The sequence below is a fragment of the Paenibacillus sp. B01 genome, assembly GCF_009649995.1.
GTDB classification, from domain to species: domain Bacteria; phylum Bacillota; class Bacilli; order Paenibacillales; family Paenibacillaceae; genus Paenibacillus_O; species Paenibacillus_O pasadenensis.
The window spans coordinates 5679384-5704855 of the sequence record NZ_CP045802.1; the positions used below are offsets into that span (position 1 = coordinate 5679384).

Here is a 25472-nt window from a genome sequence, read left to right on the forward strand (position 1 = left end):
GTGATTTCCCCTTTCGATACCGCTATCAAGTGCTGAAACGTACATCGGCAAACCTCGCAGCGCTTGTGAGGGAAATCCGCTCGGAAACCGCGCCGCCGCGCCTATTCGCGGATCGCGTCAAGCTGTTTTTATTGACAAGCTGTTCAAAAGAGGGCTATCATTGATGCTGATAATCATTATCATCATTTTCAAAATTACAGACAAAGGAAGGGTCATGCCACGATGAATGCCTTGAACCGCCGCTTCTCCCTCCGTCTCCCGATCCTGGCCGCCGCGCTGACGCTCGCGCTCGCCGGCTGCTCCAGCTCGACGTCCAACAACTCCCCGGCCTCCTCGCCGAGTCCGTCTCCGAGCGCCGCTCCTACAGCCGCAGCGACCGCTGCGCCGGCCGCCGACTATCCGATCGTCATCAAGCACGCCTTCGGCGAAACGACCATCGAAAGCAAGCCGGAGCGCGTCGCGACGGTCCAGTGGGCGAACCACGACGTCGTGCTCGCGCTCGGCGTCGTGCCGGTCGGCTTCTCCGCAGCCAACTACGGCGTACAGGACGACAGCGGCCTGCTCCCTTGGACCGCCGCGAAGCTCAAGGAGCTCGGCGTGGACAAGCCGAACGTCTACCAGGACACGGACGGCCTTGATTTCGAAGCGATCTCCGACTCCGATCCGGACGTCATCCTCGCGTCGTACTCCGGCATCACGCAGGAAGACTACGACACGCTGAGCCAGATCGCTCCGGTCGTGCCGTACGAGAAGGCTCCATGGGCGACGACGTGGCGCGAGCAGGTGCTGCTCAACGCGACCGGCATGGGCATGAAGGCCGAGGGCGAGCAGCTCATCAAGGACACGGAAGCCCTCATTCAGGAAAAAGCCGCGGCTTATCCGCAGTTCAAAGGCAAAAAGGTCGTCTGGGTCAACTTCTCCGCGAAGGACATGTCGCAGCTGCATCTGTACACGCCGGCCGATCCGCGCGGCGAATTCCTCGTCTCGCTCGGCATGGAGTATCCGGAGAGCGTCACGAGCCAGATCACCGATCCGACGGCTTACTCCCTCAAGCTGAGCGCCGAGAACGCGGAAGCGCTGAGCGATGCCGACATTCTGGTCGGCTATGGCGACGAAGCGCTCTACGAAGCGGTCAAGGCCGATCCGGTGCTGGGCAAGATCGCCGCGATCCAGCGCGGCTCCGTCGTCTTCATCGGCAACGGCACGCCGCTCGCGGCAGCCGGCAACCCGAATCCGCTGTCCATCGCCTATACGATCGACGACTATCTGAAGCTGATCGGAGAAGCCGTCGACAAGAGCAATGGCTAATCCGGCGGCGGCCATTCCGGACGCGGCGGGCAGCTCGCCGGCGCCGAAGCATTTTGCGAAGGTGCTGATCCTCGGGCTCGTCCTGCTCGCGCTGTGCGTCGTCGCCTCCCTCGCCTTCGGCGCCCGCTTCGTGCGGTGGCACGAGCTGATGGACGGCTTGTTCCATCCGGAGGTGGACACCTACGGGGCGAACGTCGTCCGCAAGCGGATCTCCCGCACCGTCTTCGCCCTCTGCTGCGGCGGAGCGCTCGGCGTGTCCGGGGCGCTCATGCAGGCCGTCACCCGCAATCCGATCGCCGATCCGAGCATCCTGGGCGTCAACACCGGCGCCGCTCTGTTCGTCGTCTGCGGGCTGGCTTTCCTGAACATCAGCACCGCGAGCCAGTACATCTGGCTCGCTCTGGCGGGAGCGGCGATCACCGCCGTCTTCGTCTTCGGCATCGGGTCTATGGGACGTGGCGGCGCCACGCCCCTTAAGCTCGTTTTGGCGGGAGCGGCGACGAGCGCGGCGCTGGCCTCGCTCGTCACCGCGATTATGATCCCGCGCTCCTACGTCATGGACCAGTTCCGGTTCTGGCAGGTCGGCAGCGTCGGCTCGGCGACATGGAGCGGCATCGGCACGTTCCTGCCGTTCCTGCTCGCGGGCATCGGCATCGCCATCCTATGCGCCCCGGCGCTCAACGCGCTCGCGCTCGGAGACGACGCGGCGACCGGCCTCGGCGTCCGCACCGGCTTCCTGCGGTTCGTCGCCGCGCTCGGCGGCGTGCTGCTGTGCGGAGCGACGACGGCGCTCGCCGGCCCGATCGGGTTCATCGGGCTGCTGGCCACCCATCTCATGCGGCTCGTGCTCGGTCCTGACCTGCGGTACGTCATCCCGATGTCCGCGATCGCGGGCGCCGTCATCCTGACGCTGTCCGACATCGTCGGCCGGCTGGCCGGCAACCCCGGCGAGCTGGAGGTCGGCGTCGTCACGGCGTTCATCGGCGCCCCGCTGCTGATCGTGCTGGCGATGAAAGCGAAGGTGCGTTCCCTATGAGCGCGGCCTCGATCTCCCTCATCACGGCGGGGCGCCGCGCCCGGCGCCGCCGCTGGATCGCCGTCACGTCGCTGCTCGCCCTGCTGACGCTCGCGCTCTGCTGCGCCATGCTGCTGCTCGGCAGCACGATCTATCCGGTGCAGGACGTCATCCGGGCGCTCACGGGCGAGTCGGTCAAAGGCGTCTCCTTCGCCGTCAACACGATCCGGCTCCCGAGGATGCTCGCCGGCCTGCTGGCCGGACTCGCCTTCGGCATGGGCGGCTACATCTTCCAGACGCTGCTGCGCAATCCGCTGGCCAATCCGAACGTCATCGGCATCACCTCCGGCTCGAGCGCGGCGGCCGTGTTCGGCATCGTCATCCTGCAGGCAAGCGGCGCCGTCATCTACGTCGCCTCGGTCATCGCCGGGCTGGCGACCGTGGCGGTCATCTACGTGCTGTCGCGCGGCAAGTCGTTCTCCATCGGTCGGCTGATCCTCGTCGGCATCGGCATCCAGGCGATGCTCGACGCGGTCATCTCGTACCTGCTGCTCGTCAGCGCGGAGCAGGACGTGCCGGCGGCGGTCCGCTGGCTGACCGGCAGCCTCAACGGCTCGCACATGGACGAGCTGCCGCCGCTGGCGCTGTCCGTGCTCATCTGCGCGCCGATCCTGATCCTGCTCGGCAAGCCGCTGCATCTGCTGGAGCTCGGCGAGCAGTCCGCGACGTCGCTCGGCGTCAGCGCCGACCGGACGCGGATCGCGCTGTTCCTCGCCTCCGTCTGCATGATCGCGCTCGCCACGGCGACGACGGGACCGATCGCCTTCGTCTCCTTCCTGGCGGGACCGATCGCCAAGCGGCTCGCCGGAGCCGGCTTCTCGAACGTCGTGCCGGCCGGGCTCGTCGGAGCCAGCCTCGTGCTGGCGTCCGATCTGATCGGCCAGTTCGCCTTCGCGTACCGGTTCCCGGTCGGCATCGTCACCGGGCTGCTCGGCGCGCCGTATCTGATCTTCCTGCTTGTCCGCATGAATCGAAGGGGAGAATTGTAACCATGAAACCGACTCCTGTGTTCCAAGCCGAGCGGCTGGAGGCCGGCTACGACCAAAAGACGGTCGTCGACGGCGTCAGCCTCGTCGTGCCGTCCGGCCGGATCAGCGTCATCATCGGAGCCAACGGCTGCGGCAAGTCGACGCTGCTCAAGACGCTGGCGCGGCTCATCAAGCCGTCCGCCGGCCAGGTGACGCTGGACGGACGGTCCATCGGCTCGATCGCTCCCAAGCAGCTCGCGCGGACGGTCGGCATCCTGCCGCAGTCGCCGATCGTGCCGGAGGGCATCTCCGTCGCCGATCTGGTCGGACGCGGACGCTATCCCCATCAGCCGCTGCTCGGCGGCTGGTCCAAGAAGGATACGGCGGCCGTCGCCGAGGCGATGGACCTGATGCGCGTGACCGAGTTCGCGGACAAGCCGATCGACGAGCTGTCGGGCGGGCAGCGCCAGCGCGTCTGGATCGCGATGGCGCTCGCCCAGCAGACCGACATCCTGTTCCTCGACGAGCCGACGACGTACCTGGACATCACGTATCAGGTCGAGATCCTCGACCTGCTCACCGACCTCAACCGCGACCACGGCACGACGATCGTCATGGTGCTCCATGACATCAACCTGTCCGCCCGGTACGCGGACTACATCTTCGCGCTGCACGAGGGCAAGCTCGTCGCCGAAGGCAAGCCGGCGGACGTCGTCACCGGCTCGCTCGTCAAAGACATCTTCGGCCTCGACTGCACCGTCATCGAGGATCCTGTATCCGGCACGCCGCTCGTCGTGCCGAGAGGCCGGCATCATGCGGCAGCGGCCGGACAAGGACGCGGCTGACGCTGAGCGGCGAGGCTCAGGCCGGCGCGTCAAGCCGCAGCTGAAAAAGGAAGGCGACCCGCGGAGGGTCGCCTTCCTTTTTTTCCGTCCTTTTTCCATCTATGACAACCGCAGCCTGAACGTATGCGCATACGGCGTCATAAGTTTGGCGACGAGCGCGATGCAGTCCGACGGATACGCCATATGGCTGATCGTCGAAAGAGCGTGTTGCTGGACTCCCCCTTCGAGATGGAGCCAATCGCCGCCGCATGCGTACCGGACACCGCCCCCGTGCCAGCCGAGCCTCCCCTCGCCGTCTTCCGCGAGCGGCAGGTCGGCCGTCAGCTCGCCTTCCGCGCCGAAGAGAAACAACACCTGCGTGAGCACTCTCTCCGGGCCCTCCGCGCTCAGCGAGATGTCCCAGCCTCCATCCGCCTCCGTTACGAGCGCTTCGACGGAATGGCGCTGCTCATGCGTCATGGGCCGCTGCCCGTGGGGAAGCAAATACCAAGGGGCGCCGCTGCTCGTCAACTCGCTCGCCGGCAGCGGGCCGTAGTAGCCCTTCACCGTACTGCCGGACAGCCTGCAGCCTCCGCCCACCTCTTCCAGCTCCTGCATCCGCATGCTTCCGGGATCGAACGTGGAGGCCAGCAGGACCCCTAGCAGCCGAACGGCGCCGTGCCGAAGAGAAAAGAACGACGGCGCCTCCGTCATCGCCGTGACGCTCGTCTTGCCATGCCGATACCGGGCGACTCGGGAGCCGAACTCCGTATGAAGGCCGCCGTGAGCCGGCTGCGGCTGCGGATTGCGCGCCAGCTGGTCCAGATCGGCAGCGCGGGTCGCGGCATAGCCGCGGTTAAGAACAATGCGGTACGACTCCGGCAAGGCCGCACGCTCGCCGCTCCGCTCGCGCCACCGCGGATGCAGCAGATGGCCGATGATCGCCTGATTCGGCGGAACGTCGTCCACCAGGATCGCCTCGGCGGCCAGATCGGCCATTGCGGCATATAGCGGATCGCCGTCGATCTCTTCCATAAGGCGGTAGGCGCAATAGTAATAGGCCAGCGTATGGCGGCGGCCGAAATCCTGACGACTGGAGTAATCCGTGACGACCTCGCCGTCCGGGTGCACGATATAGACCATCATCCTCAAATTGCGCCGGACCGAATCCAGCAGCTCCGGCTTGTCCAGCAGCTGAGACGCATGAATGAGCATCGTATCGCTGACCGCGTTGTAGATGCCGTTGCTTCGTTCAGTCCATTCTCCGTCCGGCGTCGCGTCCAGTCCTTCGGAGAGCCAGGCTTCCGCGCGCTCTTCCAGCTCGGGAAGGCCGAACATCCGATGCAGATAGCCTAGCGCGGCCGTCATCACCCAGCGATGGTTGGGCGTGTGGCAGCCGCCTGTCAGCATCGCCGGGATCGAGCGCCGGAGCCACAGACGAAGATCCGTCAGCACGTTGGCGAAGCCGTCCCAGCCGGTACGGTCGCACAGATTGACGACGCGCGCGAGGGCGCACACGACGAAGGCCGTGTCGGGCGGAGAGTGATAATTGGTCCAGCCAGGCGATATCGTCCCGTCCTCATGCTGAAAGCGCAGCATGAAGCGGCAGACCATCTCCAGGCGGTCGGCCAGCTCTGGATCGCGGTATCTCGCCGAGTCCGGATTGGCGAGCGCCCCCGCCCACATCTCGATAGCCGCCGCCGTCGTCGTATGATTCGGCCAAGCGGCGCCTGTCAGCGGATCGAGGATTCCGCCGGCCGACGCCCCGCCGGCCTCGTCGATCTGCCGCGCGGCGATCCGCTCCGCCCACTGGTCGTTCAGGATGACGAGGCGTTTATAATCGCTCATTGCTCCAGACCCCCCTTGTCCAGTCCAAGCGCCGCGATCCTCGACGCGATCAGACGGTGGCTGCGTTCGATTTCGTCAGGCGCGCAGGCCGCCTTCAGCTCGTATACGCGGACCGGCGCGGCTGCGATGAGCGGCAAAAAGACGTCGAATCCGTCGGGGTCGCCGCTGTGCACGTACGGGCACCAATGATCGGCAAGGCCTACGGTCTCGTGAATATGCACGCCGACGATATCGTTCTTCATGGCGAGAGCCTCGCCGACAGGATCGTACAGCCCCATGTGCCCCATCATCATGCCGTGGCCGATATCGTACCATAGCCCGACGGGCGCGCCTGCCAAACGATCGCAGAGCAGCCGCGCCTCCCGCAGCGTCGGAATCTGATAGCAACGCGAGCGCGTTTCCAGACCGAGCCTTACCCGGTAACCGCGGCGGGCGATCTGTTCGCATGCCGCCTCGAGACTGTCGCCGATACGCGCCAAATAAGCGGGCGCAGCTGCCTCCCGGCGTTCCAGCAGCTCGCTCCACCGCGACTGGTATGCCGCAGAGTCCGGGCCATGCTGCCGCCACAACGTCTTCAGCTCGCGGTCAAGCTCCTCTTCGATCGGCACCTCCCCGGGATGCACGACGACCGCGGACGCGCCATAACGATGGGCATGCTCAGCCGAGCGTACGAGCAGCTCGATCGATCGGTCCCGGCGCGGTCCGTCCTCGAATCCGAGCAGGACGGAGTCGGTGCCGTAGTCCGGATCGTCCAGATGCGGAAACGTATTGTGGACGCTGGACACCGCTATGTCGCCGCGTTCGATCATCGGTTCTATCGTGCGCAGCAGATCGTCCGTCACGTTGTAGTTGAGCTCCACCCGCCTGAAGCCCAGGCCCCGGATCTCGTCGATCATATCGGCTCCGAACGAATGGCGCCTGATGTTCCAGCAGGTGGAAAAGGAGTAGTCTTGCTTGTCGGCAAACATCGGAGCCCTCCTCTCTTCTATGAAGCGAAGCCGCCCTCCGCCTTCAGTCGAAGCGAAGCGTGAACTTCATCGTCGCGCCGTCTGCAGCAGATGGGCTATAGCGGTAAGAGACCTCGGCCACGCCTTCGGACAGCACGACGTCCGGCTTGGGAGCATCGGCCTCGACACGGCAGTCCAATCCCGGCAGCCGCCAGCGCGTCGGCTCGATCACAGCTTCTTGAAGCGCCGGGCCGCGGATTTCGAAGAAGACGTCGATCGGCACGTCCGCCTCGAGCCGCACGTCGATTTCCAGCGAATCCGGCGTTGCGTCGGCTTCGAACGCAATGCCGCGAAGATGGGCATTCCAGCCCTCCCCCGCCTCTCGGCGAAGGAGGCGCATCGTATACCGGCCTCCCCTCTCGTCTCGCCAGTGCATCGTCGCCGGATGCAGCTGGCCGTTCGTGTTGCGGCTTCCCGACATCGCTCCGATCATTCGGTCCGCGCCGATCCAGGCTTTGGCCGTGCACAGATTCGTATTCGCTTGCGGATCGTCGCGCTCGCACAGCTCGACGAACCGCTTCCTCACCATCCGGTCGCCCTGGTGCGAGACGAAGTACGGAATCACCTCGGTTGGCGCGTCAACGCCGACGAGAGCGATCATCACGTCATGGCAAGTCTCGCAATTGACGCGAGTCAGATGCTCGTAGCCCTCGCCAAGCAGCAAATACACGAAGACGCCTATCGAGCTGTGCTCCTGCATCTCCATATCGTAGGCGCGGGCGTAAGGCCCGCACAGATTTTCAAGATTCGCGTTGTAATAAAGAGCCATGTTCTCCCACAGTCCTCGTTCAAGCTCGCGGCCGATCTGCAGCAGACGATCGCTGCGGCCGAACCGGCGCCATAGGCCCAGCACGGTCAAGTCAACGCCGTAATAGGTCGTCGTGTTGAACTCGGCGAAGGTGCCGAATTCGCGATGCCGTTCAAGAAAGCTTTCGGCCTGGGCGTACGCATGGGAAATCCATCCGGTCTCCCCGAGCCTGTAGCCGTAGCAATGCGTGATGAAAATATGCATCAGCTCAATGTTGGTATTCATCGGAACCGCATCGGACAGCCGGCGGTCGATCGATCCCTGCACCGCGCGCGCCATCGATTCGTCCATGCGGCGGACGAGGTCGGGCGGCAGCTTCTCCTCGAACAAGGACAGGATCACGGCAAAGGCGCTGGCGATGAACTCCCGCCAGTTCGGGTCGTAGCTATCCCATACCGGAGGCAGCACCTCGGATACGGCCGACTTGAACAGACGCTTCATCTTGCGTGGATCAGCCGCCTCGGCCGCCGCGAGCTTGCCGGCGATCGCCTCCAGCGTCCGGTCCAGATAATAGGCGGTGCCCGGAGCGAACCGCTGCCACGGGTAGCCGCCGACAGGCGGATGCGGCGCTTGCGGCGACGTCCGGAACGTCCCATGGTAGATCTCCCCGGGATAATCGAACTGCAGATCCAGAACGCGTCCGATCACGGCGCAAGCCCGCTCCCGATCCTGCCCCTCGTCGCGCAGCAGCAATCCAAGCGCATAATGCGCGCTGCCGCGGGTGTCTTGCCGTTCCGGCTCCTCATAGCTGCGAATGAGCCTGGCCTGCTCATCGTACGCTCCATCCATGAGAGCCATGGACTGCGTGATCAAGAACCGCTGGCGCTCCGTCATCCCCTGCTCCCGGCCCAAGCGATTAGTGGCGTCATCTCCCATCCTCCGTCACCCCTTGACCGCTCCGACCATGACCCCGCTCACGAAATAGCGTTGAAGCCACGGGTAGACGAGCAGAATCGGAATCGAAGAGAAGATCACGCTGGCGGCCTTCAAGCTCTCCGGCAGCATCTTGACGGCGCCGACGCCTTCGTTTTGCATCAGCTCGGATACCTGGTTCTGCTGGATCATCTGGTAAAGCTTCAGCTGAAGCGGATACAAATCCGGCTTGGTGATGTACATGAGCGCATCTTGAAAGCCGTTCCATCGGCCTACCGCATAGAACAGGCTCAGCGTGGCCAAAACCGGCAGCGACAACGGCAGGATGATGCGCACCAGCGTCCCGAGCTGCGTGCTGCCGTCGATGTCGGCGGCCTCCTCAAGACTGTCCGGGATGCCGCGGAAGAACGAGATCAGAATGATCATGTAGAACGGACTGACAAGAGCAGGCAGCACCAGCGCCCAAATCTCGTCAAGCAGGTGCAGATTGCGAACGAGCATGTACTCGGGAATCATGCCCCCGCTGAAGAACATCGTAATGACGATGACGAGCATGAGCCATCTGCGGCCCTTGAGCGCGCGCTTCGAGAGCGGATAAGCGACCGCGATCGTCGCGGCCATGCTTAGAACGGTGCTGAGAAGCGTCAAGAAAACCGTAAAGCCGAGCGAGGAAATCATGGATGGATCGGAAAAGACCTTGACGTACGCCTCGAACGTAAGCTCGACGGGCAGGAACGAGACTTCGCCCGATCCGATCGCCCGGCCCGAGCTGAGCGAGATCGCGATGATATGAATGAAGGGAGCGAGGCATACGACGATCGCGAGCAGCACGAGAACATAGTTGACGGCATCGAACAACCGCCCAGGCGAGCGTTCCACTATAATACGACCCCTTTCCTTATGTCTGCGGGACGGTCAGAGAATGCTCTCGTCCGTTAATTTGCGAGAAGCGTAGTTCGCTCCGAGCAGAAAGATCAGGCCGACGACCGCCTGGAACAGGCCGACTGCCGTCGCGAGCGTGATCTGCCCGGATTGGAGGCCGACGCGGTAAACGAATGTACTGAGCACGTCCGAATAATCGCGGACGGCAACGTTGCCGATGATGAACGGCCGGTCGAAACCGATCGAGACCATGTTGCCTAAATTGATGATGAGGAGGGTTACGACCGTCGGCTTGATGCCGGGCAGCGTGATATGCCAGATCCGGCGCATGCGGCTGGCGCCGTCGACCTCGGCCGCCTCGAACAGCTCGCGGTTGATGCCCATCATGGCAGCCAGGTACAGGATCGTCCCCCAGCCCGCGCTCTGCCAGACGCCGACCGCGAGATAGGTGATCAGCCAGTAGTTCTTGTCCGACAGGAACGGCACTGCGTCGAAGCCCAGCCCCGTCAGCATATTGTTGATGAACCCGGATTGCGTGCCGAATACCTGAAGCACGATGCCGCCGATAATGACCCAGGAGATGAAATGCGGGACATATAATACGGTCTGCGCCAGCTTTTTGAACCAGGCGGAGCGCATCTCGTACAGCATGACCGCGAGAAGGAGCGGGGCCGGGAAGGAGACGGCCAGATCGAGCAGGTTAAGCATCAGCGTGTTGCGAAGCGCATCGAAGAAATCCCGGTTCGCAAACACTTCGCGGAAGGCGTCGAGGCCGATCCATGGACTTCCGGATATTCCCTGGAAGAAATTGAAGTCTTTGAACGCGATCTGCGTCCCGTACATCGGGCCGTAGCGAAAAATCAAAAAGTAAGCCATCGGCAATAGGAGCAGCGCGTACAGCTGCCAGTACCTTCGGATATATACCACCTGCGGATCCTCCTCTCAAACGGGCCGGCGTCCGCAGGATCGGCGTGCATCCGTGCGGACGGCGACGTAGTTTGAATCATGCATGACACGATTACTTGCCGGACATTTCCTTGTAGGCTGCCGTACGTTCGTCCAGGATCGCCTGACCGCCGCTCGCCATATAATCCTTCATCATGCTCTCGTACACGCTCTCGAAGCTGGCCGGCTTGACGATGGTCGCCTTGACGATGAATTCCTGGAACTTGTCGCTCAGGCTGCTGCCATACTTGGCTTCGGCTTCGATCGGATGATCGAACCGAACCGGCGCGATCGTGTCGGTGTTCGAAATCTCGACGGACTTGCGCATGTCGGCCTGATATTCCTTCGGCGTCTGCGCGATGTAGGCCGCTTCGTTCTTCTCGTCGCTGCCCGCGTATTTGCCGTTGACGATGATCCCGATATCGCCGAAGTTGTAGATGCGGTCGCTTGCTTCCTTGGTGGCGTCTTCCTTGACGACCGGCACGCCGTCGACCATCGTATAGTTCTCGTTCTCTACGCCGAACTGGATGTCGAAGAGGTTCTTGCCGGAAGCCATCCAATCCAGATACTTGACCGCTGCCTCCGCGTTCTGGCTGGACTTCGGAATCATGACGTACATGGCGTTAGGCGCATAGGCCGGCTTGGCGAATTTGCCTTCGCTGTTCTTGAAGGCGTCGATCGGAGTCATGACGGCGCCCGGCACGTTCGTCTGCAAGTTCTTGTAGGAGCCGTTGGCGACGAAGTACAGCTCTCCCGCATCTTCGCTGTAGAATCCGACCTTGCCGCTCTGCATGTCTTCCCACAGCTTCTTCTTATCCTTGTCCAGGCCGAAGTCCTTGCTGATCAGTCCTTCGTTGTACAGCTTATTCATATACTGAAGCGCGTCCTTGAAGCCGGGCAGCAAGGTCGGATAGTCGTTTGAACCGAGCTGCTGGGTCAGGGTATAGCGCTGTTCTTCGGTCAGCGGCTTGATGAACGACCAGATGAGCGGCTCGTACTGAGCGGAGGCGATCGACATGCCGAACGGCACGATGCTGCTGCCTACGCCGCCTGGATCCTTTTCCTTGAACGCCTTCAGCGTCGCATAGAGCTCGTCGGCGTTAGTCGGGGCGGGGAGGCCGAGCTTGTCCAGCCAGTCCTGGCGGATATACGAGGCGTACTTGCCGAGCACCAGACGGCGTCCGGGCACGGCCAGCTGCTTGCCCTTGTATTGACCGTAAGCCAGCGTATCCTCGCCCAGAAACGCTTTAAGATTCGGACCGAATTGGTCGAGAAGGGAAGAGAGCTCCGTCAGGCCGCCTTGCTCCGCATAACGGTTGAAGGTTCCCGAGTCGTAGGTAAAAACGATGTCGGGAACTTCCGAGCCGCTCGCCATGAGCACGTTCAGCTTCTGCACCTCTTCGGAACGTGGGACCGGCACGAACTCGACGTCGATATGGTTCGGATCGCCGAAGCGCTCTTGCACGAGCCGCGTCAGGTAGCTGTCGGAGATCGTGTAGCCGGACGGCGTATTGCCGCGATCGAAGATCTCCACTTTTAATTTTGTCCTCTTCGTCGAGCCGGCATCTGCGGAACCTGTGGAACCGGATGACGAATCGTCTCCGGAAGAACAGGCGGACAACAGCAGCGTCAGCGCCGTTGCTGCGGCCAGCGCCTTGCCTGCAGATCTTTTATGCAGCCATTTCATCTTGACTCTTCCCCTCTCCTGCTATGGATAGTCGTCTCCCGCAAGCTCCGCCTAGCGGCGCCTCGGGATGTCACTAATTATTACATCTCTTTTTTTGTTTGCTCAATAAACGATTTTCATATGGCTTTTCATCGGAGGAAATGGTTATAAAACCTAACATATAAACAGGAATCGCGAAGCCTTAAACGATTTTCATATCCATTCATCGGGAAAGTCATCGGGAAAGCTCAAGCTGAGCTGTCCTGATTTCCTTGCCGGTACGCAAAAAAACCGCCCTCACGGGCGGCTGGGCGCTGCGCAGCCGGGACGAACGACATTCGGTTTATTCGCTCCGTCCTTTCTTCTTGCGATATTCGCCGGGAGTAACTCCCGTAACCCGCTTGAACACGCGGCCAAAGGAAATCGAGTTGGCATAGCCGACCTTCAGCGCGATGTCCTGCACTGTCCAGTCGGTCGTTACGAGCAGCCGGCACGCCCGCTCGACGCGCAGTTGGAGAAGGAAGTCCACGAACTTCATGTTGTATTCTTCCTTAAACAGATAGCTGGCATACTTGCCGGAAATCTGAAACCGATCGCTAAGGCTCTTCAGCGATAAATCCGGGTTATCGAAGTTCTCTTCGATATAAGTCCTCATTTCGCTGATCATCGCTCGGTGGCTCTTCATCTCGTTGATGGCCACATAATTGCGGTACACTTCCTTCAGCCACTCCTGAAGAATAGCCTGCACATCGGCCATCGTCGCCGCCCGTTGAATCTCTCCAAGCATACGGGCGAGAACTTCCTTGGCAAACTGGCTGTGCAGGCGCTCGGACAGGTCGCCGAATTCGCGGGCCAGCATCTGGATCAGCGCCTGCAGCAGCATGCGGATCTCGGTATCCCTCAGCTGGTCGGAGCCGAACGCCGCGAACAGCTCATCAAGCCGCTCCCGCCAGCTATCGCTCGTCAAGCGGAATTCGCGGACGAAATCCGCGAACAGCTGCAGGTACGGATGCGCGTGCAGCTCCGAGCCCCCGGGCATCCGCTCGATCAGCAGGATGTCTCGACCGGTCGTGAGCTTGCGCTGCAAGGCGGAATTCGCATCGGCGTAGGAGCCGGCCGCGCCATCCCAGCTCGGAGCCGTATGGCCGACGGCCACTGTGAACGAGAGTCCGAAGTGCTCGATAATCCATTCGCGCACTTGCCTCGCCAGCTCCGACAGCTTCTCCCGACTGGGCGCCTCCTCGTTGACGGAAGCGATAGCGGCGACGAGACGCCGACCGCTGAACCATTCCGCCCAACCGCCCATCTGCTCGCCGTTCGCCATCTCGCTCACGACGTTCATGATGGCCAGCTTCAACAAGCTTTGATCCGGCTTCAGATCGTCGCCGTTCAACTCGGCGATCATGACCGTCAGGCTGCGCGGCTCCAGGTACGCTTCTTCGAGCGGCATCAGCTGGCCCAGCCGTGCTCGCGCCGAATTGGATTCCCCGCTCTCCACGATATCAAGCAGCAGCTGCCTGCGCTGGACGAGCAGATTCTCATGATGCCGCTGCTCGTAGTCGACAGTCTGCGAGATCAGTCGCTCCAGCGCCCGATCGATGATCATCAGCTCGTCCTTGACGGACGATGCGGCTTCGTTCTCGTCCGGGCGCAGCTGCATCGACTGGATCCGGTTCAGGATCAGCTGGATCGGGCGATAGTTGCGTTTCGTGATGTAGAGCAGGCCGATGATGGCGCCGACGATGGTCAGCAGGCCGATTCCGATCCAGACATAAGAGATCAGCGATACCCAAGCATACAGTTGTCCGGATTGAATGCCGCTCTCGAACGTCCACCCGCTCTTCTCGGAACGGAGCCGGTTCAAGGTGTGGCCCTTGAGGCCTTCGCGCCCGTGGGCCACGTACAGCAGATTGCGCTCATCATCCCATAGTCTCAGGAACGACAGCTGATCATTCGTCATGCTGTCGATCTGCTGCTCAATCGCATACATGCGCACGGAGACGACGAGCAGCCCCTCCCCTCCGAACGGCAACGGCAGCCACTTGTTCATGCTGATGACCTTTTCGGCCGAATCGCTCGACCTTTCCTTGTAGTCGCGAGGGGCGCTCCAACCGGTCTCGCCGCGGCGCTGAAGAGACTCGGTGATGTACTCCGCGTCTCCAAAGCCCATCAGCGACGTCATCCCTCTCGTAGTCAGCACCTCGGAATCGGCGGCCCGATAGAGATAGACCGAAGCGATCTTGTCCTGACGGTCGACCATTTTCCGAAGTCCGCTTGCCGCATCATAGATAAACGAAATGGTCTGCTGCTCCGGTCCCGGCTCGAGAAAATCATTGTACAGCTTGGCCGAAGCGATCTCTTCGAGCAGCCGCAGCTCGATATCGCCCAACGTCCGGTCGATCGTGTCTGCGATATAGCGGGTAGAAACAAGATCGGCCTTTTGCGTTTCCTTGCGCGAGAGCTCGTTCACAATCAAGAAAGTCAGGAAGACGAGGACGGAGATGGTCAGCAGGAACAGAGGGAAATACGAATAGAGCATCCGGGCGTACCAATTCCGCTTCATGTTCAACTTCAACTCTCCTCCCTCCGCGATCCTCTAGCTGTACGCTCCGCTGCGTCGCGCGCGCCTGCTGACGGCATGCAACACGGCTGAGCCAAGCCCTGCGCTGATCGTACAGGCAAGGAACATCGCCGTCGGACCTCCCGCGTCCATCAGATAGCCGTTCAGCATGTTCCCTATAATGCCGCCAAGACCCATGAACACCATATTGAACAAGCTCTGCCCGGTCGCTTGCGACTCCGCGCTCGTCATCGCGGCTACGTACTCGACCGCCGCGATATAGAACAAGCCGAAGGACAAGCCGTGCAGCACCTGCACGCCGATCATCACCCCGGGAGTCGGCCATATCCACTGAATTCCCCAACGCAGCATATACGCAACCGAGGCGATAAGCAGCGTACGCTCGAATCCCCACTTCCTCAGCACGGATGAAGCCATCAGCATCGAGGGCACGTTCGTCGTCGAGGCGAGAAGCAGACCGATGCCGGTCAGCGCGTAGGAGCCTCCCACAGCCTGAAAGGACAGGACAAAAAAGGAATTGAACGCGGTAAGCGTCTGATTGACCAGAAAGCAGCCCAGCAAAAACAAAGCAAACGACCGGTTGCGAAGCAGCTCCCACAGTCCGGCGGTAAAAGCGGTCGAGCTCCCGGATACGTCGGTCCGGCTCGGAAGCGCAGCGGCCAGAACGGCGCTGAGCGCGTTGAACGCCAGAAAGGGCAGCCACAGCATATGGATCGAGAACTGCGACAAATACAGACCCGCTGCATAACCGCCTACTCCGGTGCCGATGCTTCCGAATAACCGAATGACGCCGTAGGAGGTGCGGGCTTCCCGCGCGGCGGTTACGGCATAGGAATCCGCTACCGGATACTGCGTCACTTGAAATATCGTGCAAAGAGTATAAATGAATATAAGGAAGAGATACAACTTGATATTATAGAAATAAGCGGCGAACGAAGGGACAAGAAGACTGACGATCAGAATCGATCGCGTCATTTTGAACCGGTCCGCCAGCATCCCCCATGCCGGCTGCAGCACAATCGAAACGAGTGTGCCGAAGGCCATGACGAGGCCGGTTTCTTGGCTCGAAAAGCCCTGTTTCACGAGTAGTGGATTCACGTAAGGGTTGAAGATCCCTCCGGCCAGCCCCATGAACAGATAAAGTCCCTGAAGCTTGAGCAAGACGATTCTGGCTTTTTTATCGGCTCGTATCTTTGTTTGGCGAGCCGGTGCTAGCAGGCTTCCCATCCTAAACTCCACTCCATCCGTTGGCTCAGAATCCGGCTCTTGCTAGCGCGCCGGTCAATCAGCGTGCAGACAGCTTGGCTCGGACGGCGACGAGCGCGCCCGTTGCGCCAGCCTCGTTGCCAAGGCGGGCAGGCGCGAGCGCTACCGGCACAGCCGTAAGCCCGGCGAGCCGCTCGGCAATGCCGCCGAGATAATAATCCGGGTCGGCGGCCGCCACGCCTCCGCCGAGGATGACCAACGCCGGATTGAGCAGGCCGACAATATTCGCGATGCAGCGGGCCATATAGCCTAGCGCCCTGTCCATGACGCGAAGGGCTTCAGGGTCATCGTCCTTGGCGGCCTCCAGCACATGCCTGGCCTCGATGCGCGCCTGGTCGCCCCCGGCCAGCTCGAGCACAGCCGAAGAGGGATCGGCGTCATGCTCGGAGAATCTCCTGCGGGCCTGAAGCGCTATGCCTGTACCCGAAGCCATCTGCTCGAGCACGCCGAACTCGTTCGGATCGGAGCCTGCGCGGCCTTCGAGTCCGGCATCGCCGACGATCAGATGCCCGATCTCGCCCGCCCCGCCCTCGTGTCCGCCGTATAGGCGGCCGTCTAAAAACAGCGCGCAGCCGATGCCCGTCCCTACCGTGATCATCGCGAAGTCGTCGCAGCCCTGCGCCGCTCCTTCGGCATGCTCGCCGATCGCCGCCAGATTGACGTCATTGTCCAGATAGATCCGGCCGGCGTAGACTTTGCGTATCAGCGGCCGGATATCCAGCTGCGGCCAATGGAATGCCGGCGCGTTCAGCAGGATGCCTCGCGCATCCTGGATGATGCCCGGGAATCCGATGCCGACCCCGACCAAGCGCGCATAGGGAATGCCCGAATCCTCTCCGAACTGCTTTAATTCCGCGAACAGCCAATCGATGAATTCCGCCGGCGAGCCGCTCGTACGGGTTCCGATCTTGCGTTGAATCGTCGGCCCCCCGGAAGCGATCGGAGACAGCATCATCAGCGTCTTCGTCCCTCCAACATCGATGCCGGCAAGCCATTCCCCCTCTGCCTGCCCCAACGTTCCCTTGCCCAATGTACTCATGGATCGCCCTCCCCCCTTAGTTCGATTACAACTCCAGACGAAGCGATTCAACCGCTCGTTCCCGCGCCAAGAGCGACGCGCCAATAACGACCGCCCGATCGCCCAGCCCGGAGGCGACCAGCCTCGTTCCCCTCGCCAGCCCCTCCGCCTGATGGCGATGCAAGATCGGCAGCAGCAGATCGCCCCTGCCCCCGATACCGCCGCCAAGCACGACCATCTCAGGAGCCAGCACGGCGCATAAATTATGAACGGCCCAAGCGATCAGGCGGCCGTAGGCCTCCAATGTTTCCACTGCCGCCGCTTCCCCTCGCCTTGCTGCCGAGAACAGCTTTTCGGGCGACAAATGAAGGGCAAGCGCCTTTGCTTCCTCGTCGTCCCGCTCGCCGAGCACGCGCGCCGCGAGCGTCATCAAGCCCTGCGCGGACAACGCCGTCTCCAGCCGCGAGCCATCGGGCAGCAGCATCTCGGCGAACTCGCCGGCTTGCCCGTCATGGCCTTTCAACAGGCGCCCGTCAACGACGATCCCGCCGCCCGTGCCCGCACCGATCGAAAAAAAGGCAAATTGACCCACGCCCTGCGCGGCTCCTTGCTTTTGTTCTCCGAGCGCGGCCAGATTGACGTCATTCTCGATCGTGACCTCGCACGGGAATATCGCAGATAGCGATTCGAGAGCGAACGACTCCTGCAGACCGGCGAGCGGCGCAACGATGCGCGAGATCTGACTTGTGTCCGGCAGCACGACTGCCGGCACGCCGACGCAAATATGCTTGAGCTGCTGCCACGTCACTTCGTTCAGGGACAGCAGGTAATCGGCCCTGCTCTTGAGGAGCGCGAGCGCCTCCTCGCCGGTCGCGTCCGCCGGCATCGGACAGGCATCGTACCCGAGGAGCCTGCCGCTAAGATCGCACAAGGCGATCCGGATCCGGGTCGCTCCAAGGTCGATGCCGCAGGTGTAATGCCCCCGCTCGTTGAAGCTGACAAGCGTCGCTTTCCGGCCTTGCGCATTGTCCGCCTGGCCCGTCTCCACCGCGAGCCGGCGAGCGATAAGACGCTCGACCGCAGCGGATACCGTAGGCTTGCTGAGCCCGGTATACCGGCTGATGTCCGCGCGCGACAGGCTTCCTCGCTCCATGACAGCGTCGAGAATGACGTTGTCGTTGGATGTGCGCATCGACTGTGGAGTGTATGCCATCTTAAGCCTCCTTTTAAGTTAGTAAAGTTAATTAACTATATAAGCACTATACCACCGACTCCCCGTTTCTGCATAGATATGCGTCGAAAAGGAAGGCCGGAATCGAGCGCCCGCCATGCCGGGAGGACGGCATCATGCGAGATTCCGAGTTCCAGCCCGGCGTGCGCCGTCCTACCGATGATTCATGAAGTTCTGCTTCTCCAGGTAATCCAGCACTGTCCGGGAAAACTCCAAATGGGATTCCTTCGTATACTTCGCGCGGGTGTAGATCTGGGCGAGATTCTCCAGTCCCATCTCCTCGGTCATCCGCTTCAGGCTCGGAACGTCCATGTAGCGCTTCCAGCCCTTTTCGTTGCGCTCGCGGTAAATCTCCACGATGTCCTCGTCGGAGTAGTCCCGGTACTGCTCGTCATGGACGAGACCATGCCGGGGCAGCCGGTCGCGGCGGGCGGGATCCTCGGCCGGGTAGCCCAGCGAGTACCCGACGACGGGCACGACATTCGGCGGGAGGTTCAGCAGCTCGCCGATCTGGTCGCAGTTGGCCAGCGTCGAGCCCATGTAGCAGAGGCCGAGGCCGGCATTTTCCGCAGCCAGCGCACAGTTCTGCGAAGCCAGAGTGGCGTCGATGGCGCCGATCATGAAGCTCATGAAGTTGTCGAAATGGACGGGCGCATCGTTCATCGCCAGCCATTTCCGCATCCGGTTGAAATCCGCGCAGAAGGTCAGCAGCACCGGGGCGTCCACGACCATGGACTGCTCCATGTGGGCGGCGTACAGCTTCTGCCTCAGCTCCTTGTCCCGCGTGACGATGATGGAATAGGACTGCATGTTGCCGCTGGACGAGGCTCGGATGCCGGCGTCCAGAATCTGCTCGAGCAGCTCCGGGCTCACCTCGCGGTCTTGATACTGGCGGATCGATCGGTGTCCGTGCAGGACGTCGCTAAATTCCATTGCATCCACTCTCCTAATAGGGTCTTCCTCCGGCCTGGCTCACACTAGGCGTCGATCTTCCGGTCCTTGTAATAAAATTCCTTGTCGCGGTCGTTGATCTCCCGGAGCACGCGGCACGGATTGCCGACGGCAACGACGTTCGCCGGGATGTCCTTCGTCACGATGCTGCCGGCGCCGATGACGGTGTTGTCGCCGATCGCGACTCCCGGGAGGATGACCGCGCCGGCGCCGACCCACACGTTCCGGCCGATGCGGACCGGCAGGTTGAACTGGCTCACCTGCTCCCGAAGATGGGGCACGATGGGATGGCCTGCCGTCGCTACCGTGACATTGGGACCGAACATCGTGTGATCTCCGACATAGATATGGGTGTCGTCCACCATCGTCAGGTTGAAGTTGGCATAGACGCCCTTCCCGAAATGGACGTGCCTGCCGCCCCAGTTGGCGTGGAACGGCGGCTCGATGTAGCAGCCCTCGCCCAGCTCGGCGAACATCCGCTTCATCAGCTGCGCGCGCTTCTCCCCCTCGGATGGACGCGTCGCATTGAAGTCATAGAGCCGCTCCAGACATTCGCGCTGCTCGCTCAGCAGCTCCTCGTTCCCGCTGTTGTAGAGCCCGCCGGAGTGCATTCTTTCATAAGGCGTCATGTACATATCCTCCCATTCTGATTGACCAAGGCGTTAGGATCGACCGGTTGATTCCTGCTTATCCCCAAAAGCCTGCTCGCGCTGCGAGGGCTTGCGGATCAAAACTGCGCTCGCCGCCGTTCCGATCAGCAGGAAGACGGCCATGAGCAGGCTCGCTTCTTTCATGCCGGCGTTGAACGCATGGAACACGATCGGCTTCGCGTCCTGGAAAGCAGGCAGGGCCTGGAATGCCCCCGCTTGCCCGCGGTCGAAAAGATGCGATCCGGCAAAAGCTCCCGCTTCCTGAAGCCGCTCGAGCAGCTTGTTCTTTGATTCTACGTCGATGTCCGGAAGCTTCGCAACCTGCTTGCCCAGCGACTCGCGATATCCTTCTGTCAGCTTGATCCCGAGCAGGACCACGCCGAAGGACAGTCCGACCTGCCGAAAGACGTTCAGCATGCCCGACGCCATGCCGACCTGGCTCTTGTCGACGGAGCTCATCGCGGCGTTGGCGATGGGCGGATTGACCAGAGCGTTGCTGATGCCGAGAAGGATGAATCCCGCCAGAAGATGGCTCCATTCCAACGGAACCTGGATGCGTTGGCGAATGACAAGGACTCCGATCGCCCCGATCAGCAGCGCTCCGCTGATCAGCCACCGGTTGCCGATTTTTCCGGATAGGACTCCGGCCGCCGGCCCCAGCACCAAGGTGAATCCGCTGATCAAGAGCATCCTCGCTCCCGTTTCAAAAGCGGAATAGCCCATATAATTCTGCATCAGAATCGTGAGATAGGTGAATCCCCCGTACAGTCCCGCTCCCAAAGCGAACGCCGCGATGTTGGCGCCGTTGAACGACGCGCTTTTGAACATCGACAATTCGATCATCGGCTGATCGACTTTCCGCTCGGTCACGATAAACGCGATGAAGAAGAGCAGCGATGCGCCGAACAAGCCTAGGATAGGCCCGTTTGTCCAGGAATAACCCGGGTGCATTTCCTTCTGGATCAAGGCGAGCACCATCGTGAAGATCGTCGCCGTGCTGAAGGCGAAGCCCAGATAGTCGATCTTCCCCTTGCGGTTCCGAGCGCTCTCCTGAATGAAATACATTCCTGCCCAAATAGCCGCGATGCCGAACGGAAGATTGATCAGGAAGATCGATCGCCAGCCCCAGCTGTCCACCAGAGCGCCGCCGATAAGCGGTCCGGCGGAGATCGCCAGACCGACCACGCTGCTCCAGATGCCGAGCGCGAGTCCCCTTTGCCTGTCGGGGAAAGAAGCGGTGACGATGGTCAGCGACAGGGACATCATCGCCGCGCCGCCGATGCCTTGCAACCCTCGGAACAGGTTCAGCCAGACATCGCTGGGCGCGAGTCCGCTGGCCAAGGAGCCGATGACAAACAAGCCGAGTCCCATCAGAAAGACTTTTTTGCGTCCTATGACATCGCCCAGCTTGGAGATCGGCAGCAGCATGGCGGCATAAACCAGCGTATAAGCATTCAGCACCCATTGCAAACTCGAGAAATCGGAAGCGAAGCTTCGTTGAATATCGGGCAGCGCGACATTGACGATGGTGAGATCCAGCATGGCCATGAACACCGCCAGGCTGACGATGATCAGAACCCACCACTTTCGAGAACGGTTTTCCATTCGTTGTCCCTCTTTTCATGTTTTTGTGCACACATATGCACCTATTGATCAAAAAGAAAAGCACCCTAGGACTGCAGGTTCAGGAGTGCTTTCATGTTGCTCGCCGTCTTCTCGAACTTGTCTACGACAACGTGCTGGTTGGCTTTGTAGTAGATTTCCCGGCCTTCCTTCCTTCTCTGCACGATATCGAACCGGTTCATGTAGTCCAGATGGCGAGAGATGACGGACCGGTTCTGGGGAAAGTGCTCGGCGATCTGCCCGATGGCCATCTCCCCGTAGATGGAGAGGAAGACCAGCAGCTCGCTTCGGACCGGGTCGAAAACGGCTCGGTAGAATTCAATATCGATATTGTCTTCAATCAGCTTCTTGCACCTGCTCGGATCGTGGCCAAGTCCCATCCTCTCACCGCCTACCTTAATTATATGCATCCGTGTGCACATGTAAACAAAAACTTTCATCCATGGCCGCATGGCTGTCTGGGAGCCGCAGGTCCGCTACGGGGACATGGCCCGTGCCCGTCATCCACTGCAGCCTGACATGAACGAAGCGCTTGCTGAAAATCAGCAAAACGGTGGAAGGCCCCCCTCCGAGGGGGGCCTTCCTTTTTGCCGTCCTTATTTATAGAACACCTTTTCGATGTTGTACTTGGCCTTGAGCTGGTTGATGAGGTACGTCTCGTAGATTTCCCGGTGCATGGGCTCCTCGATCAGGCACACCTCGATCTTGGCGACCTCGCTGCGATGGTTCTTCATGACGGACGAAGCATCCTCGAAATGCTTCTTGATGCGGGGGCGCAGCTTCCGCGCCTTGCCGACGAACAGCAGCTCGTCCTTGTCGTTGTAGAACAGGAAGATTCCGCCTTCTTCCCTGGTGATCCGATGGAAATCCGTAAACCCGTAAATATGGCTGGACTGAGGATCCTTTTCCTTGTATAGGGTCACGTCTGGCTTTGGAATGGTAATTTGGATCATGCGCGCTCGCTCCTTCTGCTGGGCCTGTGCCGCTTGCCCTTCTGCTATTATACCCGCTTCTTCCGCGCATGTCCCGCTTCCTCCGGGTCCGCCTGGCTCCATGAACGCGGTCTTCTCGACTCGCGCATCGCCTCGATCCACTCGACCAGCTCGCCGCGCAGCCGCAGTTGCTTGTCGATCCTGCCGGATGCGGCCTTCATGGCTTCGCCTGCTCTTCCATGACTTGCTCGATCCCGAGCAAAATGAGCTTCACTCCGAATTCGAACGCGCGGTCGGTGCCCATCAGCTCGAACAGCCCGTTCGTGAACATTCTCCGGAACAGCCCCGCCTCCGCGTCGTCCATGGAATCGAGCAGGCGGATCATCTCGTCGCCCGGAGCGGCGCCCTTGTCCTGCAGCATCGCGGAGACGTTCCGCTCATGCTGGTAATCGTCCAGCACGAAGTAGAAGACGTAGTTCACCAGCGTCGTGACGACCTGCATCTTCTGCTCCTGCTCCAGCGGCGTCTCTTCCACGCAGAGCAGCATGCGGTTGGTGAACCGGATGATGTCCGGCTCGTGGGGCAGCGTCATCATCATGAGCTGCGTCGAGCAGGGATAGCGGCCGAGCACGCTCCGCACCGTGGCGGCCAGCGCCGCCAGCTGCTCCTTCCAGTCCCCGTCCGAGCGGAACTCCTCCAGAATCCGTTTCGACACCTGGTTGGCCAGGCGCTGGTACAGCTGCTGCTTGCTCTTGAAATGCCAGTAGAGCGAGGGCGCCTGAATGCCCAGCCGCTCGGCCAGCCGCCTCATGCTGAACTTCTCGATGCCCTCCTCGCCGAGAAGCTCCCAAGAAGCCCCGAGAATCTTGTCCTCCGAAATCGAAGGCTGCTGCTTTTTCATCTGGCACCCGCCTTTTATCTAACGGTGTAAGTTTATGCTTTACAGGTTCATAAGGCCATGATATCATCTAACACTGTAAGGCACAACCTAACGCCGTTAGATTGATCTCAAAAAAATAAACCTAGAAAGCCGGGATCCGCATGGATGCAGAAAACCTTCACTATTTCGAGAAAGCCCCGATCGCCAAAGCCGTCGCCCACTTCGCCGTCCCGATGATGCTCGGCACGTCGATGAGCGTCATCTACTCCATCTTGAACGCCTACTTCCTCGGGACGCTCCACGACACGGCCATGCTGACCGCGCTCGCGCTGACGCTGCCGTTGTTCGCGATCATCATGGCGCTGGGCAACCTGATCGGGATGGGCAGCGGCACCTTCATCTCCCGCCTGCTGGGCGAGAGGAGCTATGACGAGGCGAAGCAGGTCTCGTCCTTCGCCTTTTACAGCAGCCTCGTCCTCGGTCTGATCGTCATGGCGATCGGCCTCCCGCTGATCGATCCGATCGTCCATAGCCTCGGGGCGACGCCGGATTCGTTCGGATTCACCAAGGATTATGTGACGGTTATGCTGATCGGCTCGCCGCTGGTCGTCCTCTTCTTCACGCTGGAGAACATCGTGCGCGCCGAGGGCGCGGCCGTCACCTCGATGGCCGGCATGATGCTGAGCGTAGCCGTCAACATCGCGCTCGATGCGATCGCCGTCTTCGTGCTCGACTGGGGCGTAGTCGGCGTCGCGTCCGCCACCGTCGTTTCCAACGGGGTCGCGAGCGCGTTCTACGCCTATCATATCGGAGTCAAGAGCCGGTTCCTGACCGTCTCGGCCCGCTGGTTCAAGGCAAGCCGAAAGATTTTGGCCAACGTGTTCAAAATCGGCGTTCCCGTCTTCATCATGAGCGTCTTCCTCGGGGCGATGTCGCTTATCCTGAACCATTACCTCGTGGAGTACGGCGACCCGGCCGTTGCCGCTTACGGAATCTCCTCCCGGCTGCTGCAATTTCCCGAGTTCATCCTGATGGGCTTATGCGAAGGAGTCGTGCCGCTCATCGCCTTCTCTTTCGCCGCGAACAAAGGGCGCATGAAGCAGACGATCGGCTTCACGATCAAGACGATCCTGGCGCTGGCCGCCTCGTTCGGCGTCATCGTCTACCTCGTCTCCGACCACCTGATCGGATGGTTCACGCATGACCCGCACCTGATCGAGATGGGCAGCTATATCCTGCATGTGACGTTCCTGTCGCTGTTCATCACCGGCCTGACCACGTTGTTCGTCGGCATCTTCCAGGCGACCGCGCAAGGAACCGCAGCGTTTATTATGTCCGTAATCCAGGGAATTACCCTGATTCCCGTGCTGTACTTCGCCGACCGGCTGCATGGCTTCCATGGCGTGGTCTGGTCGCTCGTCATCGCGGATGCGGCCGCGTTCCTGGTCGGAGCCATCCTGCTGTATGCGCTGCGCAAAAAGCTGCAGCCGGATCTGGAAGGTCTCGTGCAGGGAGGGTAGTCCTATCGGCGCTAGCTTTGCTTTTTCAGTCCATCCAGCAGGAATGCGAGCATCTTCATCGTCTCCTCCTGAGCGTCGGGCTCCACCGACGCACCGGCAAGCCACAGCGCCGTCTCGTTCAGGCCGCCCGAAATGAAGTGGACCAAAGCGTCGAGGGGCATGGGCCGAACATAGCCGTGCTCCTGCATCAGGCCGAGCTGCTCTCTCAGCAGCCGCATGGAATGATGGCGGTCCATCTCTCTCCATGCTTCCCAGCCCACGATCGCCGGGCCGTCGATCAGCAGGATGCGCCGGTTGCGTTCCTCGATCGCCGCCAGGATGAACGCGCGGCAGCCCAAGTAGAGCTGCTCCCCCATCTCCTCGCTGGTCGCCGCCTCGCTCTCCACCCTCTCCGCGACGTCTTGCTGGACATCGGCGAGCACCGCCCGGAACAGATCCTTCTTGCTGCGAAAATGATGATAGACCGCCCCGCGCGTCAGGCCCGCCTCTTGCACGATCGACTCCAATGCCGCCTCCGCATAGCCATGTTCGGCAAAATGGCTCCGGGCGACCTCCATCAGCTTGCGGATCGTTTCCGCCGCTTCTTCCTTGCTTCTTTTCACAGGCAGTCCTCTTT

At 61.2% G+C, this 25472-nt stretch carries 23 protein-coding genes; 5 read left to right on the top strand and 18 right to left on the bottom strand.

Annotated elements, in window-relative coordinates:
• The first annotated feature begins 222 nt into the window (after positions 1–222).
• The 4 genes from GE073_RS24250 to GE073_RS24265 are packed head-to-tail and all read left to right on the top strand — an operon-like array spanning position 223 to position 4196.
• Positions 223–1308, top strand: coding sequence for an iron-siderophore ABC transporter substrate-binding protein (locus GE073_RS24250; protein ID WP_028600168.1), 1086 nt, complete (start codon positions 223–225; stop codon positions 1306–1308).
• Positions 1301–2344, top strand: a complete 1044-nt coding sequence (locus GE073_RS24255) for a FecCD family ABC transporter permease (RefSeq protein WP_153784576.1) — start codon at positions 1301–1303, stop codon at positions 2342–2344. Before GE073_RS24250 ends, GE073_RS24255 begins: the two co-directional genes overlap by 8 nt.
• Positions 2341–3372: a FecCD family ABC transporter permease gene (locus GE073_RS24260; RefSeq protein WP_028600166.1), complete on the top strand. Its 1032-nt coding sequence runs from the start codon at positions 2341–2343 to the stop codon at positions 3370–3372. The genes GE073_RS24255 and GE073_RS24260 overlap by 4 nt, the downstream gene beginning before the upstream one ends.
• 2 nt (positions 3373–3374) lie before the next feature.
• On the top strand, positions 3375–4196 hold the full coding sequence (locus GE073_RS24265) for an ABC transporter ATP-binding protein (protein WP_028600165.1): 822 nt from the start codon (positions 3375–3377) through the stop codon (positions 4194–4196).
• Positions 4197–4295: 99 nt separating this feature from the next.
• Here GE073_RS24265 and GE073_RS24270 read toward each other — a convergent pair whose 3' ends face one another.
• The 17 genes from GE073_RS24270 to GE073_RS24350 all read right to left on the bottom strand — a co-directional run bounded on the left by GE073_RS24270 (position 4296) and on the right by GE073_RS24350 (position 23357).
• Positions 4296–6023, bottom strand: coding sequence for a hypothetical protein (locus GE073_RS24270; RefSeq protein ID WP_153784577.1), 1728 nt, complete (start codon positions 6021–6023; stop codon positions 4296–4298).
• Entirely contained in the window at positions 6020–6991 is a 972-nt protein-coding gene (locus tag GE073_RS24275; RefSeq protein WP_194843483.1) for a sugar phosphate isomerase/epimerase family protein, read from the bottom strand. The genes GE073_RS24270 and GE073_RS24275 overlap by 4 nt, the downstream gene beginning before the upstream one ends.
• A 43-nt stretch (positions 6992–7034) precedes the next feature.
• Positions 7035–8672 (bottom strand): hypothetical protein, encoded by a 1638-nt coding sequence (locus GE073_RS24280; RefSeq protein WP_153784579.1) that lies wholly within the window; start codon positions 8670–8672, stop codon positions 7035–7037.
• A 48-nt stretch (positions 8673–8720) separates the two neighbouring features.
• Positions 8721–9593, bottom strand: a complete 873-nt coding sequence (locus tag GE073_RS24285) for a carbohydrate ABC transporter permease (protein WP_028600161.1) — start codon at positions 9591–9593, stop codon at positions 8721–8723.
• A 33-nt stretch (positions 9594–9626) separates the two neighbouring features.
• Positions 9627–10469 (bottom strand): ABC transporter permease, encoded by an 843-nt coding sequence (locus GE073_RS24290; RefSeq protein WP_052333529.1) that lies wholly within the window; start codon positions 10467–10469, stop codon positions 9627–9629.
• Between the two features lie 142 nt (positions 10470–10611).
• Positions 10612–12225, bottom strand: coding sequence for an extracellular solute-binding protein (locus tag GE073_RS24295; RefSeq protein WP_052333514.1), 1614 nt, complete (start codon positions 12223–12225; stop codon positions 10612–10614).
• A gap of 322 nt (positions 12226–12547) precedes the next feature.
• Positions 12548–14767 carry a helix-turn-helix domain-containing protein gene (locus GE073_RS24300; RefSeq protein WP_028600158.1) on the bottom strand — a complete coding sequence of 740 codons (2220 nt, stop codon included), beginning with the start codon at positions 14765–14767 and terminating at the stop codon, positions 12548–12550.
• A gap of 33 nt (positions 14768–14800) precedes the next feature.
• Positions 14801–16012 (bottom strand): MFS transporter, encoded by a 1212-nt coding sequence (locus GE073_RS24305; protein ID WP_084137507.1) that lies wholly within the window; start codon positions 16010–16012, stop codon positions 14801–14803.
• Positions 16013–16070: 58 nt separating this feature from the next.
• A complete protein-coding gene (locus GE073_RS24310; RefSeq protein ID WP_043111722.1) occupies positions 16071–17090 on the bottom strand; it encodes an ROK family protein in 1020 nt (339 codons plus the stop codon).
• A 25-nt stretch (positions 17091–17115) separates the two neighbouring features.
• Positions 17116–18282, bottom strand: a complete 1167-nt coding sequence (locus tag GE073_RS24315; protein ID WP_028600155.1) for an ROK family transcriptional regulator — start codon at positions 18280–18282, stop codon at positions 17116–17118.
• A 171-nt stretch (positions 18283–18453) separates the two neighbouring features.
• A complete protein-coding gene (locus GE073_RS24320; protein WP_028600154.1) occupies positions 18454–19233 on the bottom strand; it encodes a nitroreductase family protein in 780 nt (259 codons plus the stop codon).
• A 44-nt stretch (positions 19234–19277) separates the two neighbouring features.
• The gene (locus GE073_RS24325) at positions 19278–19880 is read right to left on the bottom strand and encodes a sugar O-acetyltransferase (protein ID WP_028600153.1); all 603 of its coding nucleotides are present in this window, start codon (positions 19878–19880) and stop codon (positions 19278–19280) included.
• A 33-nt stretch (positions 19881–19913) separates the two neighbouring features.
• Entirely contained in the window at positions 19914–21506 is a 1593-nt protein-coding gene (locus GE073_RS24330; protein WP_052333512.1) for an MFS transporter, read from the bottom strand.
• A gap of 65 nt (positions 21507–21571) precedes the next feature.
• Entirely contained in the window at positions 21572–21904 is a 333-nt protein-coding gene (locus GE073_RS24335) for an ArsR/SmtB family transcription factor (protein ID WP_028600152.1), read from the bottom strand.
• Positions 21905–22120: 216 nt separating this feature from the next.
• Entirely contained in the window at positions 22121–22477 is a 357-nt protein-coding gene (locus tag GE073_RS24340) for a nucleotide excision repair endonuclease (protein WP_028600151.1), read from the bottom strand.
• Positions 22478–22524: 47 nt separating this feature from the next.
• A complete protein-coding gene (locus GE073_RS24345) occupies positions 22525–22677 on the bottom strand; it encodes a hypothetical protein (RefSeq protein ID WP_153784580.1) in 153 nt (50 codons plus the stop codon).
• Positions 22674–23357 carry a TetR/AcrR family transcriptional regulator gene (locus GE073_RS24350; RefSeq protein WP_153784581.1) on the bottom strand — a complete coding sequence of 228 codons (684 nt, stop codon included), beginning with the start codon at positions 23355–23357 and terminating at the stop codon, positions 22674–22676. Before GE073_RS24350 ends, GE073_RS24345 begins: the two co-directional genes overlap by 4 nt.
• Positions 23358–23497: 140 nt before the next feature.
• On the opposite strand from GE073_RS24350, the gene GE073_RS24355 reads away from it, so the two are divergent.
• Entirely contained in the window at positions 23498–24856 is a 1359-nt protein-coding gene (locus tag GE073_RS24355) for an MATE family efflux transporter (protein ID WP_153784582.1), read from the top strand.
• 11 nt (positions 24857–24867) lie between these two features.
• Here the strand turns inward: GE073_RS24355 and GE073_RS24360 are convergent, their stop codons facing one another.
• A complete protein-coding gene (locus tag GE073_RS24360) occupies positions 24868–25458 on the bottom strand; it encodes a TetR/AcrR family transcriptional regulator (protein WP_153784583.1) in 591 nt (196 codons plus the stop codon).
• Positions 25459–25472 lie beyond the last annotated feature (14 nt).